Here is a 13,264-nt window from a genome sequence, read left to right as displayed (position 1 = left end):
ATGACTTTTTATCATAAAAAAGCAAAAACCATTCCAATTATTGCGTATCAATCATCTTTAGCATATTAATCGTATTTTCAAATTCAAAACTTTCTTCAGGATTTTGACTTAAAAATTGTTGCATAAAGTCTTTTTTAGCAATGGCTTGATCAAGTTCTTTATCGGTACCTTTTTGATAAGCACCAATTCTAAGCAAAACCTCATTTTCTTTAAGCAAAGAATTTAAACGCTTAAATTTTCTAGCAGCTAGTTTGTGTTCATCACTAATAATATCCCCCATAACCCTTGAGGCTGAATTTTGTATATTTATAGGTGGATAAATTCCAAAGTCAGTGAGTTCACGACTAAGTACTATATGGCCATCTAGGATGGATCTACTTTGGTCAGCTATTGGATCACTCATATCATCTCCATCAACTAACACGGTAAAAAATGCTGTTATAGTGCCTTTACCTTCTTCCTTTCCTGTTCTTTCCATAAGCTGAGGTAAAAGACTTAAAACGCTTGGCGGATAACCTTTTGTTGTAGGTGGTTCACCTAGGGCAAGACCTATTTCTCTTTGAGCCATAGCAAAACGCGTTACACTATCCATGATAAATAACACATCTTTACCTTGTTCTTTAAAATATTCAGCCACACTCATAGCGCAAAATGCTCCATATTTTCTCATCAGCGCACTATCATCACTTGTTGCAACGATGATTACGGTATCATCAAGCTTACCACCAAGATTTTTTTGTATAAATTCAGGAATTTCTCTACCGCGCTCTCCTATTAAAGCTATGACTTTAATAGGAGCTTTGGAATTTTTCACTATCATACCCATAAGAGTTGATTTACCAACCCCACTTCCTGCAAAAATCCCAAGCTTTTGTCCTACCCCGCAAGTTAAAAGTGCATCTATTGTTTTAACACCTACTGGAAAAACTTCTTCTATCAAACCTCGCTTCATTGCATCAATAGGTGCTCGCATAATAGGCATAAATTTACTTGCCTCAATAGGTCCTTTACCATCTTTTGGTCGCATAAAAGGATCAACTACTCTTCCTAAAAGTTCATCACTAACTCCTATTTGCATACCTGCATCGTTAATAAAAGCACGATCGCCTATTTTAAAACCTTCCACAAAACCAAAAGGACTCAAATAGCTTAAATTTTCATCTACTTCTACCACCATAGCCATAGCTTCTTTACTCTCATCTTCACTAGAAACTATTTTAATGATATCACCTATGCTAGTTTTTAAGCCATTTATTTCTATACTAGTACTCGAAATTTTAGTAATCTGACCAAAAACACTAGCAAGATTTTGTGAAGCAATTTTACTACGAAGTTTTTCTAAACCCATTAAAATCTAACCTGTTTTGCCGAGTTAATTAAAGTGAAAAATTCTTTTCTTGTTTTTTCACTTTTTAAAAAGCTACCTCTTAGTGCTGAAGTGCTAGTAGTAGAATTTGCTTTTTGCACCCCACGCATTTCAACACACATGTGTCTTGCTTCAATAACTACTCCAACACCTTTTGCACCTACATGTTCCATTAAGGATTCTGCGATTTGTTCTGTGAGTTGTTCTTGAATTTGCAAGCGTCTTGCAAAAACTTCCACAAGGCGTGGAATTTTACTAAGACCTACGACTTTTTTATCCGGTATATACGCAACATGTACGCGCCCAAAAAAAGGTAAAAGATGATGCTCACAAAGACTATAAAATTCTATATCTCTTACTAAAACCATTTCGTTGTTTGAGCTTTCAAATAAGGCATCATTTAGTATTTGTTTTGGATCTTGTTTATAACCACTATTTAAAAATTCAAAAGCTTTAAAAACTCTTGTAGGAGTTTTTAAAAGTCCTTCTCTTTGCGGATTTTCCCCGATAATTTCTAACATATTTTTTACTGATTGTTCAAATTTTTCTTGCATTTTTTCTCCATCAAAAATTAAAATTTTAACATATTTTTATTTTTATATAAAGTGATAAGGAAAATTTTGGTATATTATCAAGAAATTTTATTTAAAAAGGGAAAATATTATGGAAGTTACAGCAAAACTAATTGATTTTGCAAATGCAAATGCTACTGTGAAAATTGCTCAAGGAGCTATTAAAGCAGAAGTTGAAAAATTAGCTAAAAAAGCATCTAAAACTATGAAAATGGATGGTTTTAGAGCAGGAAAAGTTCCTGTTGCTGCTATACTTAAAAGATATGAAAAAGAGCTTACAAGAGATGCGGAGCAAGATCTTTTAAGAAATGCTGTAGATGGTGCTTTAAAAGAAGTTAAAAAAGAGGCTAAAGATTTAGTAGGTGAGCCATATTTTGAAAAATTTGATAGAAAAGATGGCGATATTGAAGCTCAAATGGTATTATCTTTTAAGCCAGAAGTAAAATTAGATGGATATGAAGAACTAATTCCAACTTATAATACACCAAAAGTAACTCAAAAAGAAATTGATGCAAAAAAAGAAGAATTATTAAAAAGATTTGCTACTCCTGAAGCGATTAAAGAGGCAAGAGCTTTAAAAGAAGGCGATTTTGCTAAATTTGATTTTGAAGGTTTTGTTGATGGTAAAGCTTTTGATGGTGGAAAAGCTCAAAATTATGTTTTAGAGATTGGCTTAAAACAATTTATACCAGGATTTGAAGAAGGTATGATTGGTTTAAAAGCAGGCGAGGAAAAAGATATTAATGTAACTTTTCCAAAAGAATATGGTGCAGCACATTTAGCAGGAAAAGATGCGGTATTTAAAGTAAAAATTCATGAAATTCAAGAACTTAAATTACCTGAATTAAATGAAGAGCTTTTAAAAAACTTACTTCCTGAAGAAAAAGAGCCAAGTGTTGAAAAATTAGACGCAAAATTAAAAGAACAACTAAAAAATGAAAAAATCTTTAAACTTATTAATGATGAGCTTAAAAATCAATTTGCAGAAGCTTTAGTAGCTAAGTTTGACTTTGTTTTGCCAAGAAATATAGTAGAGCAAGAAACAGATATGCAATTTAGAAGCTCTTTAAGAACTTTAAGCGAAGAGGAATTAAAAGAATTTAAAGATGAGGCTAAATATAAAGAAAAAAGAGAAAGTTTCAAAGAAGATGCGCAAAAAAGCGTAAAATTAACTTTCATTATAGATGAGCTAGCAAAACTTAGAAATGTTACAGTAAGCGATCAAGAATTAATCCAAGCAATTTATTTTGAAGCCTATAGATATGGTTTTAACCCACAAGAACATTTAGATAATTATAAAAAGCAAGGTGCATTACCTGCTATTAAAATGTCTTTAATTGAAGAAAAACTTTTTGCTGATATTTTTAAAAAAAATGATAAAAAGAAAACCGAAAAAGAAAGTGAAAAATAATGAGTTCATATATACCCTATGTAGTTGAAAAAACAAGCAGAGGCGAAAGAAGTTATGATATATACTCAAGACTTTTAAAAGATAGGATTATCATGCTAAGTGGTGAGATCAATGATGATCTTGCTGCTTCTATCGTGGCACAGCTTTTGTTTTTAGAAGCTGAAGATCCTCAAAAAGATATTTATCTTTATATTAACTCACCAGGCGGGGTTGTGACAAGTGGATTTAGTATTTATGATACGATGAATTATATTAAAGCTGATGTAAGTACTATTTGTATTGGTCAAGCTGCTTCTATGGGTGCATTTTTGCTTAGTTGTGGTGCTCCAGGGAAAAGATTTGCTCTGCCAAATTCAAGAATTATGATCCACCAACCACTAGGTGGTGCAAGAGGACAAGCAACAGATATAGAAATTCAGGCAAAAGAAATTCTAAGATTAAAAGCGATTTTAAATGATATTTTGGCAAAAAATACTAAGCAAAAACTTTCTAAAATAGAAAAAGATACCGATAGAGATTTTTTTATGAGTGCTATAGAGGCTAAGGAATATGGCTTAATCGATAAGGTTTTGGAAAAAAGTTTTAAATAAGGAAACAAAGCAATGCTAGATGATGATTTATTTGCTGATTTAAATTTAAATAGCGATCCAACTCCAGCCAAAGAAGCTCCAAAAATTCAAAAAATTAGTGGAGGCGAATTTGAGAAATTTGCGAAATCTATTTTAACTGAACTTGTAAAAGATAATGTGCCTCCAACTCCTACTAATTATGGGGTTTATTTTCAAAAAATGCTTGAAGAGCGTCCAGGAGCTTTTAAGAAAAAAGTTGGTGAGATTATGGAATTTGAGCAAAATGATGATGGTCTTAAGCGTGCAAATATAGAACAAGAAATAAAGAAAAGTTTTAATTCTACTTCGGCATTATTGCAATATATTGCCATGATTTATAGGCATCTTGAAACAGTTAAAGATATGCTAAAAAGGCGTAATTCAGAACTTGCTATTAGTACAGGAAATTTAGCTGTTTCTAATGTAATCCATGCCCTTGAAACAGACCTTTCAAGATTTTCTAGCATTTTAGATAAGTATTCAGATGAGATTAAAGAAAATTTTGATGAGGTTAGACAGACTTATAAACATATAGAAGAGCAGAGTGATTTTGACTCTAAATTTGGAGTTTTTAATAAAAAATATTTTTTAGAAAATTTGGAAAAAAGCATAGAGAGTAATGCTAAATATAATTATTATACCTCTTTGATATTCTTTAGAGTAAAAGAGGAAATTTTAGAGCAAACTTATACTCAAAAAGAGAAAAATGCCTTTTTAAAAAGTGTTTGTAAAATTTTTAGTAAAAATGTTTCTTCAAGTGATATAGTAGCACATTGTGGAAATAATATTTTTGCTATAATGATCTCTCATACTAATTTAGAAAAAGCACAAGAAATATGCAATAAAATTTTAGAATCCTTAGAAAATTCAAATTTTTTCTTAGCAGATAAAGAAATAGAGGCAGATGTGGAGGTTGCTATTAGTGCAGTTAATAGTGACAGCAAAGGTGAAGAATTAATAGAAAAATGCATTGAAGCTTTAAAAGACTCGGGAAAAAATTTAGAACCTTTTGTAATAGTGGAAAAAGAAAAATGATAAGAAAGATAATTACCTATCCTAATCCAAGATTATTTTTAGAATCAAAAAAAGTAGAAAATTTTGATAAAGATTTACATATACTTTTAGATGATATGTATGAAACAATGATAGCTAATAAAGGTGTAGGTTTGGCAGCTATCCAAGTTGATGTGCCAATTAGAGCTTTACTTGTAGATATTGGTGATGAAGAAGGTGAGCAAAAAGAAGACAAACAAACTCTTTTAGAAATCATCAATCCCATTATAACACCTTTAGATGATGAAAGAATTTCTTGTAATGAGGGTTGTTTAAGCATACCAGGCTTTTATGAAGATGTAATGCGTTATAAAAATATACAACTTGACTATCAAGATAGATTTGGCAAACTACAAAGTTTACAAGCATATGATTTTTTAGCAGTGGCTATCCAACATGAAGTTGATCATCTTGATGGACATTTATTTATAGAAAAACTTTCTTTTTTAAAGCGTCAAAAATTTGATAAAGACTTTAAGAAAAAATCCAAAAAGAATAAATGAAAAAGCTAAAATGTGCAAGTTTTTCTACAGAACTTGATATCATCGATGTAGAATCAACTTTCACAAGAGGCTTGCCAGGCTTTAGCATAGTGGGTCTTGCAAACTCTACCATCAAAGAAAGCACTGAAAGAATTAAAGCAACTTTGTTAAGTCAGAATTTTAGCTTTCCGGCACAAAAAATTACTATCAACTTAAGTCCTTCGGATATTCCTAAAAATGGTTCTCATTTTGACTTAGCTATTGCAATTTTGATTTTATTTCAAAAAGAAATTTTAGATGATTTTTTTGTTTTTGGAGAACTTGGATTAGATGGGAGTATAAAAAGCACTGCTAGTTTATTTTCTATCTTGCTTTTTTTAAGTACAAAAATACAAAATGCCAAAGTAGTAGTGCCAAAAGCCATAGCACAAAAAGCTTCAATGATACCTAATTTAACAATTTATGCTTTAGAAAATTTAGCCCAGGCTGTAGATTTTTTTAAAGAAAAAAAATATGAGAATTATCATATATGCAATGCGCATCCTTTATTTGAAAATGCTATAAAATTTAATGGGGAAAAATATATAAAAAACACTAGCTTTCCTTATGATTTTAAGGAAGTTAAAGGCCAAGAAAATGCTAAATTTGCTTGTATAATAGCAGCTTTAGGAATGCATAATATTTTATTTGAAGGTAGTCCAGGTAGCGGTAAAAGTATGTGTGCTAAAAGACTTCCTTTTATCATGCCACCGCAAAGCTTGAAAGAAATTTTAGCTCAAAACGCTTATAAGTCATTAAATTCTTTAGATGATGATTTTAGCGCTAGTAGGGTTTTTAGAAGTCCTCATCATACAAGTACTAGAGCTAGTATTTTTGGCGGAGGAACTAAAAATGCCAAGATAGGAGAAATAGCACTTGCAAATGGAGGAGTTTTATTTTTTGATGAGTTTCCTCATTTTTCAAAACAAATCATAGAAAGTTTAAGGGAGCCATTAGAGGATTTTAAAATTCTTATTTCAAGAGTTAATACCAAAGTGATTTATGAAACTAAATTTTTATTTGCTTGTGCGCAAAATCCTTGTCCTTGTGGAAATTTATTTTCTAAAAATCAAAATTGTCGTTGTCAAGAAATAGAAATAAAAAAATATAAAAACAAAATTTCATCTCCAATTTTAGACAGAATTGATCTTTATGTAGCTATGGATGAAATTTCACATAAGGATAAAATGAGTTTAACATCAGAGCAAATGAGCGAGATGGTATTTAAAGGATTTTTATTTCAAAAACAAAGACAGCAAGAAGAGTTTAATGCTAAATTAAATGATGAGCAGATGAAACAATTTTGTATTTTAGAGTCTTCTGCTAATGAAATTTTGCAAAAGGCTATAAATTCATATAATCTTTCTCAAAGAGGGGTAAATAAAACTATAAAAGTAGCAAGAACCATTGCAGATTTAGAGCAAAGTGAGTTGATTTTAAAAACTCATATTTTAAAAGCATTAAGTTTTAGAATGAGAAATATTTAGGAGCAAAAATGGAAAATAAAAGCATAGCAATTTTTATAGATGCGGAAAATATTCCTTCAAAATACGCAAAATCGATTTTTGGTATTGCTTCTGATTATGGAGAAATTGTTATAAAGCGAATTTATGGAGATTGGACTCAAAAAAATATACAAAATTGGAAAGAACAAATCGCACAATATTCTATCATTGCTATGCAACAATTTAATTTTTTAGCTAATAAAAATTCAAGTGATATGTATTTAATTACTGATATTATGAGTGTTTTTTATGAAAAAGATATTGATATTTTTATTATTGTATCAAGCGATAGTGATTATACTAGTTTGATACAGAAGCTAAAAGAAAATAAAAAACAAGTTATAGGCATGGGTTTAAAGCAAGCTGTAAAATCTTATGTGAATTCCTTTAGTGAATTCTTTTATTTAGATCAAGATAAATCAAAAACAAAAGTCATAATTGAAAAAGAATATATCAAAGATTTAATCAATATCGCAGAGGCTTTGATAGAAGAAAAAGGTCGCGCAGAATATGCTCAAATTCGTACCAATATGAACAGAAAACATGCAAATTTTATTCCACAAAATTTCGGCTTTAAAAATTTCAAAGCTTTGATGAAAGAACTTTTACCAAAGATGAAACAATTTAAAGAAGCAAATGAGAAAAATATTTATTTCCTTGAAAAAGCAAAGGCTTAAAAATGGAAAATATCTTAATAGCTTTTTTGGCTGTTGTAATTTTAGCTTTTGTATGGGTGGTATTTAAAAGTCAGAAAGAAAAAGTAAAGTTAGAATTTTTAAATCAAAACAATATGACTTTGCAAAATCAACTTTCTAATTTAGAGTTTGAAAAAACTACACTTATAGAAAAAAATTCCAAACTTTTAGATGAAAAAATATCGTATTTATCTAAAAATGAAGCTTTAGAGGCAAAATTAGCACAAAAAGAACAAACTCAACAAGAACTTTTAAATATGCATTTAAAAGAGCGTGCAAATTTAAAAGAAGAATACACTCAAACCTTAATAAAATTAGAAGAAAAATATAAACAAAGTTTGGCGGGATTAAAACAAGAGCTAGAGCAAAATTTCCAAAAACAAAATGCTAGTATCTTAAATCAAAACAAACTTATGCTCAATGAAGATACAAAAAAAATCTTAGAAGAAATTTTCTTGCCTGTAAAAAAAAGTGTTAAAGAATATAGTGAAAAACTCAGTCAAAATGAAGTTAGCATTAAAACACAAATTGATCATATGTTTAAATTTAGTCAAAATATAGGAGAAAATGCAGATAAGCTAGCTAAAATTTTAAAAGGAGATAAAAAAATTCGTGGTAATTTTGCAGAATTGCAACTAAAATCAGTTTTAGAAAATAGTGGTTTAGTAGAGGGTGTGCAGTATAAATTGCAAGAGAGATTTCAAGATGAGGGTAAAACTTACATTCCTGATGCGGTTGTGTTTTTAGATAAACAAAAAAGTATAGTTATAGATGCAAAATTTTCTCTACCAAGTGATTTTAGTTTTGAAGATATTAGTAAAAATACCTGTCTTGATTTGGCTTATAATCTAAAATCAAGGATTGATGAGTTAGCTAAAAAGCCTTATATGCAGTATGATAAACACACTTATGAGTTTGTTTTGCTTTTTATACCTTATCAAAATATTCTAGATTTGATTTTAAATGTAGATCTTGAAATTTATCAATACGCTTACAAAAAAAAGGTTTATTTAACTACACCAAACACTCTTTTTATGGCATTAAATACTATAAATATTTCATGGAAAAATATACAAAGTAATGAAAATATCTTAAAAGCTTTTGATGAACTGGGTAAATTTCATGATAAATTTGCAGGCGTTTTGGATGATTTTGAAAAAATCAAAGAAAATGTTAAAAGATTAAACACAAATGTAGATAATATGCAAACAAAGCTTACTCATGGAAGTGGAAATATCGCTTCAAGAGTGATAAAGCTTAAAGAGCTAGGCGCTAAAACTCAAAAATTTATAAAATGTGAGATGAGCGATGAAAGCAGTATTTAAAGATAATATTTCTTATGAAAAAAAACTTATTGAAAAAGGTTTGGATGAGTTTTTAATGATGGAAAATGCAGGCATAGAGCTTGCAAATTTGATTAAGAAAAAAAGTAAAAACATAAAAAATGCCAAAATTTTATTTTTGCTCGGTACTGGTGGAAATGGAGCTGATGGACTTGTGGCTATAAGGCATTTAAAAAAAGCTTTTGCTTTTGTTATGCCATATAAAAAAAATACAATGTTTATCAAGCAAGAGCAAATTTTAAAAAATATAGGTTTTAAATTTTTAAAAAAAGAACCTAAATTTAAAGATTTTGACATCATTGTTGATTGTGTTTTTGGGAGTGGTTTAAATAAAGCTTTAGATGAAAATTTGCAAAGAATTTTTAAAAAAATTGCTAAAAGTAAGGCTTTAAAAATAGCTTGTGATGTTCCTAGCGGGCTTGGACAAGAGCTATGTTTTAAGGCTGATTATACTCTTTGCATGGGAGTGATTAAAGAAATTTTATTAGAAGATTTTGCAAAAGAATTTGCAGGTAAAATTAAAATTGCGAATTTGGGTTTAAAACCTTATATGCAAAATACTTCAAGTTTTTTACTAGAAAAAAAAGATTTAAAACTTATTACAAAAAAGATTAACTCAAATAAAGGCGATTTTGGCCATATTTATATTTTTGCAAATAAAAGTGCAGGTACTCTAGCAGGACTTGGTGCTTTAGAATTTGGAGCAGGACTTGTATCTTTAGTGGCTAAAGAAAGTTTTTCACCTTTGATTGTGCTAAAAGATGATATTGAAAGCAAAATAAATGCAGCTGCTATAGGTATGGGACTTGATGATTTAAGTATTTTAAAAGATGAAAGATTAAAAAACATTCCTTTAGTTTTAGACGCAAATTGCTTTCAAAGTGAAAATTTACTTTCATATCTTGCTAGAGAAGATGTTGTTTTAACCCCTCATCCTAAAGAATTTTGTATGCTTTTAAAACTTTGTTTTAATGAGGATATAAGCGTAGAAGAAATTCAAAACAAACGCTTTTTTTATGCAAGAAAGTTTAGTTCTAAATTTCAATGTGTTTTGGTATTAAAAGGAGCTAATCCTATTATTGCTCAAAAAGAAAAATTTTTTATAGTAAATTGTGGCAATGAAGCTTTAGCAAAAGGTGGAAGTGGGGATGTGTTAAGTGGTATGATAGCAGCTTTGCTTGGAGCTAAATTTAATGCTTTAGAGGCTGCTAAAAATGCAGTATTAGCTCATGCTTTAGTAGCTAAAAATTATAAGAAAAACAAAATTAGTTTTGATGCTTTAAAATTGATAAAGGGGTTAAAATGCTTATAAAATTAGCAATTTTATTTAGTGGTAATGGAAGTAATTTGGAAAATATTTTAGCAAAATTACATAAAAAAACTTTTGGTAAAAATACCTTTGAAGTGGTTTTATGCGTGTGCAATAAAAAAGAAGCTTATGGTATACAAAGAGCTTTAAAATATAACCTTAATACTCAAATTATAGAGCATGAAAAATTTACTTCAAGAGAAGAATTTGACGCAGAGTTGGTAAAAATTATAAAAGAAAGTCAAGCAGATCTGACCATCTTAGCAGGATTTATGCGAATTTTAAGTCCTATTTTCACTCAAAATATAAAAGCTATTAATCTTCATCCTTCTTTGCTTCCTTTATTTAAAGGTGCTCATGCTATCAAAGAAAGTTATGAGAGCGATATGAAAGTTGCGGGTGTTAGCGTGCATTGGGTTAATGAAGAGCTTGATGGTGGTAAAATCATTGCTCAAAAGGCGTTTGAAAAAGCTAAACTAAGCTTTGAAGAATTTGAAGATAAAATTCATAAATTAGAGTATGAAATTTTACCTGCAACTATTGTTGAAATTTTTGAAAATGATTAATTTTTTATCATTATAATTACGCTTTTTATTTTAAGGAAGTTAAATGTTTGAGTGGATTTTTAGTGTGGATGCGTGGGTAGTGTTGCTTACGCTTACAGCTTTAGAGATTGTGCTAGGGATTGATAATATCATTTTCTTGGCTATTTTGGTTTCTAAATTACCACCAGAACATAGAGATAAGGGTAGAGTTTTAGGCCTTGCTTTTGCGATGATTACTAGAATTTTATTGTTATTGTCTTTGTTTTGGGTTATGAAACTTGTTACACCTTTATTTAGTATATTAGGCAATGAAATTTCAGGTAGGGATTTGGTGCTTTTGCTTGGAGGTTTGTTTTTGATAGTTAAATCTATCAAAGAAATCAAAGAAAGTATAACACATCAAGAGGAAAGTCAAAGTAATATAAAAATCAGCAATAAACTTTGGATTGTAGTTGCTGAAATAGCTGTGATAGATATAGTATTTTCTCTAGATAGTGTTATTACTGCTGTGGGTATTGCTCAAGATATAGAGATTATGATTATTGCTGTTATTATTGCAGTATTAGTAATGCTTTTTGCTTCTAAGCCAATTGCAGATTTTGTAGAAAAATATCCAAGCATTAAAATTTTAGCTTTGGCATTTTTAGTAATGATAGGTTTTGTTTTAGTATGTGAAAGTTTTGATATTCATATAGATAAGGCCTATATTTATGTAGCTATGGCCTTTTCTTTGGTAGTTGAAATTTTAAACATTATTTCACAAAAAAAACAAACAAATAATTCTTAAAATATTTAGCATTTTTTATGCTAAATATTCTTGTTTATCTTGACTTTTAATATTTTTTTATGTAAAATAACGCTTTATTTTTATACATCGGGGTGTAGCGCAGTCTGGTTAGCGCACTTGGTTTGGGACCAAGGGGCCGAAGGTTCGAATCCTTTCACCCCGACCATTTTTATAAATGGTGAGTGTAGCTCAGTCGGTTAGAGCATCAGATTGTGGTCCTGAGGGTCGTGGGTTCGATTCCCATCACTCACCCCATCAGCGCTCGTAGCTCAACTGGATAGAGCGACAGACTTCGGATCTGTAGGTTATGGGTTCGATTCCTATCGGGCGCACCATAAGCCCATTGTTACTTTTATTTTTTTGCGCTCATAGCTCAGCTGGATAGAGCAACGGCCTTCTAAGCCGTAGGTCAGAGGTTCGAATCCTCTTGAGCGTACCACTTTTGCGGATGTGGTGAAATTGGCAGACACGCCAGACTTAGGATCTGGTGCAGCAATGCGTGAAGGTTCAAATCCTTTCATCCGCACCACTAATTTAGATTTTACTCAAATATGAAAACCTATATATAATTTATTTTTAGTTGCACAATAATAATATTTTAATTAAAATATATTGCAAATATTAGGAAGATATCATGGTAAATATATATCAAGTTAAAATTATCGAAAATTTTTGCAAGGATAAATTTAAAAAAGATACAAGGCTAAAGGATTTTTTTTCATATCTTTTTGGCGCAAAATTTAGAAATTTATACCAATATAGAAGATCAAAATTATGCCAAAGGTACAATACTAATATATAAAATTTTTGATATATGTATTATATGTATAAAAGATGGAGTTTTCGTAGGTCAAGAGTATTGTCAATTTAAAAAAAGTGTGATAGATTATATAGTTGCATATACTGATGAAAATATGAATGATGGTAAAATATCGCAACTATTAAGAGGTAGTTTTACATTAAAAATAGATAAATCAAATTGTTATGATAATCCAGATATTAAAGTTGTGTTTTCAGAAAAAGGCTTTTTTGTTTCAGGCTAAATTTAACAATTGTGAAAGTAAATTTAAAGATACAATGACTATGTTTGCACTTTCTTTGGCTTATCGTGAGAAAATGGAGTATTATTTGAATTTGACTTCAAGTATTATAGATAAAGAAAACTACCATGATGTTATTGATATTAAAAAAGATTTTTATGTTTTTAATTTGAAATATTTTTTTAGCAACCCAATACATTATAACTACCAACAAAAACACACAATATGAAAAATTGTATTTCATTATTATAATATTTTAGAGCAACATCAAGAATTAAAAATTCAAATAGAAAATCTTGTTGATATTTTGCATATTGAGCAAAATCAAGAAGAAGATAAAAAGGAAAAAATAAAAGAGAATAAAAGAAAAAAATTGAAATGATTTTTTTAATTATCGGTGCTTTTGTTACTTTAGCTTCGCTAGTTAGTGTATACAAAGATGCTATGGAATTACTTGGTTAAAGTTATAGTATCACTTGTTTTGTGTTTTACTAAAATTTAACTCTCCA

Annotated in this window: 14 protein-coding genes and 5 tRNA genes; 17 read left to right on the top strand and 2 right to left on the bottom strand. The window is 29.6% G+C overall.

Features of this window, described 5'->3' with window-relative positions; genetic code table 11:
- Positions 1–37: 37 nt before the first annotated feature.
- Entirely contained in the window at positions 38–1,348 is a 1,311-nt protein-coding gene (gene fliI / locus CAMP5063_RS07070) for a flagellar protein export ATPase FliI (protein WP_337195068.1), read from the bottom strand.
- The gene (gene folE / locus CAMP5063_RS07065; protein WP_133318995.1) at positions 1,348–1,920 is read right to left on the bottom strand and encodes a GTP cyclohydrolase I FolE; all 573 of its coding nucleotides are present in this window, start codon (positions 1,918–1,920) and stop codon (positions 1,348–1,350) included. The genes fliI and folE overlap by 1 nt, the downstream gene beginning before the upstream one ends.
- A 109-nt stretch (positions 1,921–2,029) precedes the next feature.
- Between folE and tig the strand changes: the two genes are divergently transcribed.
- From tig to CAMP5063_RS06980, 17 genes are all read left to right on the top strand, one after another.
- On the top strand, positions 2,030–3,349 hold the full coding sequence (gene tig, locus CAMP5063_RS07060) for a trigger factor (RefSeq protein WP_337195067.1): 1,320 nt from the start codon (positions 2,030–2,032) through the stop codon (positions 3,347–3,349).
- On the top strand, positions 3,349–3,939 hold the full coding sequence (gene clpP / locus CAMP5063_RS07055; protein WP_012662167.1) for an ATP-dependent Clp endopeptidase proteolytic subunit ClpP: 591 nt from the start codon (positions 3,349–3,351) through the stop codon (positions 3,937–3,939). The genes tig and clpP overlap by 1 nt, the downstream gene beginning before the upstream one ends.
- Positions 3,940–3,951: 12 nt before the next feature.
- Positions 3,952–4,992, top strand: a complete 1,041-nt coding sequence (locus tag CAMP5063_RS07050; protein ID WP_133318992.1) for a GGDEF domain-containing protein — start codon at positions 3,952–3,954, stop codon at positions 4,990–4,992.
- The gene (def, locus tag CAMP5063_RS07045) at positions 4,989–5,513 is read left to right on the top strand and encodes a peptide deformylase (RefSeq protein ID WP_337195066.1); all 525 of its coding nucleotides are present in this window, start codon (positions 4,989–4,991) and stop codon (positions 5,511–5,513) included. Before CAMP5063_RS07050 ends, def begins: the two co-directional genes overlap by 4 nt.
- Positions 5,510–7,018, top strand: a complete 1,509-nt coding sequence (locus tag CAMP5063_RS07040; protein WP_263661623.1) for a YifB family Mg chelatase-like AAA ATPase — start codon at positions 5,510–5,512, stop codon at positions 7,016–7,018. Before def ends, CAMP5063_RS07040 begins: the two co-directional genes overlap by 4 nt.
- 8 nt (positions 7,019–7,026) lie before the next feature.
- On the top strand, positions 7,027–7,713 hold the full coding sequence (locus tag CAMP5063_RS07035; RefSeq protein WP_263660669.1) for an NYN domain-containing protein: 687 nt from the start codon (positions 7,027–7,029) through the stop codon (positions 7,711–7,713).
- Positions 7,714–7,715: 2 nt separating this feature from the next.
- Positions 7,716–9,056: a DNA recombination protein RmuC gene (gene rmuC / locus CAMP5063_RS07030; protein ID WP_337195065.1), complete on the top strand. Its 1,341-nt coding sequence runs from the start codon at positions 7,716–7,718 to the stop codon at positions 9,054–9,056.
- Positions 9,040–10,386, top strand: coding sequence for an NAD(P)H-hydrate dehydratase (locus CAMP5063_RS07025; RefSeq protein ID WP_263666673.1), 1,347 nt, complete (start codon positions 9,040–9,042; stop codon positions 10,384–10,386). Before rmuC ends, CAMP5063_RS07025 begins: the two co-directional genes overlap by 17 nt.
- Complete coding sequence (gene purN, locus CAMP5063_RS07020; protein ID WP_263671507.1) at positions 10,377–10,949, top strand: phosphoribosylglycinamide formyltransferase; 573 nt, start codon at positions 10,377–10,379, stop codon at positions 10,947–10,949. Before CAMP5063_RS07025 ends, purN begins: the two co-directional genes overlap by 10 nt.
- 43 nt (positions 10,950–10,992) lie before the next feature.
- Positions 10,993–11,715, top strand: a complete 723-nt coding sequence (locus CAMP5063_RS07015) for a TerC family protein (protein ID WP_263666675.1) — start codon at positions 10,993–10,995, stop codon at positions 11,713–11,715.
- Positions 11,716–11,803: 88 nt separating this feature from the next.
- Positions 11,804–11,881, top strand: a tRNA-Pro gene (locus CAMP5063_RS07010).
- A gap of 12 nt (positions 11,882–11,893) precedes the next feature.
- Positions 11,894–11,970 (top strand) — tRNA-His (locus CAMP5063_RS07005).
- Positions 11,971–11,973: 3 nt separating this feature from the next.
- Positions 11,974–12,050, top strand: a tRNA-Arg gene (locus CAMP5063_RS07000).
- Between the two features lie 27 nt (positions 12,051–12,077).
- Positions 12,078–12,154 (top strand) — tRNA-Arg (locus CAMP5063_RS06995).
- A gap of 5 nt (positions 12,155–12,159) precedes the next feature.
- Positions 12,160–12,244: transfer RNA gene (locus CAMP5063_RS06990), tRNA-Leu, on the top strand.
- A gap of 199 nt (positions 12,245–12,443) precedes the next feature.
- A complete protein-coding gene (locus CAMP5063_RS06985; protein WP_337195064.1) occupies positions 12,444–12,758 on the top strand; it encodes a hypothetical protein in 315 nt (104 codons plus the stop codon).
- Between the two features lie 34 nt (positions 12,759–12,792).
- Positions 12,793–12,984, top strand: a complete 192-nt coding sequence (locus tag CAMP5063_RS06980; protein ID WP_337195063.1) for a hypothetical protein — start codon at positions 12,793–12,795, stop codon at positions 12,982–12,984.
- Positions 12,985–13,264: the final 280 nt, after the last annotated feature.

Origin of the sequence: Campylobacter sp. RM5063 (assembly GCF_024723655.1) — a bacterium.
Classification (GTDB): domain Bacteria; phylum Campylobacterota; class Campylobacteria; order Campylobacterales; family Campylobacteraceae; genus Campylobacter_D; species Campylobacter_D lari_D.
The sequence above is the reverse complement of the archived record's forward strand: the minus strand, read 5'-3'. Positions and strand labels throughout refer to the sequence as shown.

What these genes read in the sequence shown, in the direction of transcription:
- clpP (WP_012662167.1), top strand. Translation starts at nt 3,349, where the DNA reads ATGAGTTCATATATACCCTATGTAGTTGAAAAAACAAGCAGAGGCGAA.
- CAMP5063_RS07040 (WP_263661623.1), top strand. Translation starts at nt 5,510, where the DNA reads ATGAAAAAGCTAAAATGTGCAAGTTTTTCTACAGAACTTGATATCATC.
- CAMP5063_RS06980 (WP_337195063.1), top strand. Translation starts at nt 12,793, where the DNA reads ATGACTATGTTTGCACTTTCTTTGGCTTATCGTGAGAAAATGGAGTAT.
- rmuC (WP_337195065.1), top strand. Translation starts at nt 7,716, where the DNA reads ATGGAAAATATCTTAATAGCTTTTTTGGCTGTTGTAATTTTAGCTTTT.
- purN (WP_263671507.1), top strand. Translation starts at nt 10,377, where the DNA reads ATGCTTATAAAATTAGCAATTTTATTTAGTGGTAATGGAAGTAATTTG.
- CAMP5063_RS07015 (WP_263666675.1), top strand. Translation starts at nt 10,993, where the DNA reads ATGTTTGAGTGGATTTTTAGTGTGGATGCGTGGGTAGTGTTGCTTACG.
- CAMP5063_RS07025 (WP_263666673.1), top strand. Translation starts at nt 9,040, where the DNA reads ATGAAAGCAGTATTTAAAGATAATATTTCTTATGAAAAAAAACTTATT.
- CAMP5063_RS07035 (WP_263660669.1), top strand. Translation starts at nt 7,027, where the DNA reads ATGGAAAATAAAAGCATAGCAATTTTTATAGATGCGGAAAATATTCCT.
- folE (WP_133318995.1), bottom strand. Translation starts at nt 1,920, where the DNA reads ATGCAAGAAAAATTTGAACAATCAGTAAAAAATATGTTAGAAATTATC.
- fliI (WP_337195068.1), bottom strand. Translation starts at nt 1,348, where the DNA reads ATGGGTTTAGAAAAACTTCGTAGTAAAATTGCTTCACAAAATCTTGCT.
- def (WP_337195066.1), top strand. Translation starts at nt 4,989, where the DNA reads ATGATAAGAAAGATAATTACCTATCCTAATCCAAGATTATTTTTAGAA.
- tig (WP_337195067.1), top strand. Translation starts at nt 2,030, where the DNA reads ATGGAAGTTACAGCAAAACTAATTGATTTTGCAAATGCAAATGCTACT.
- CAMP5063_RS07050 (WP_133318992.1), top strand. Translation starts at nt 3,952, where the DNA reads ATGCTAGATGATGATTTATTTGCTGATTTAAATTTAAATAGCGATCCA.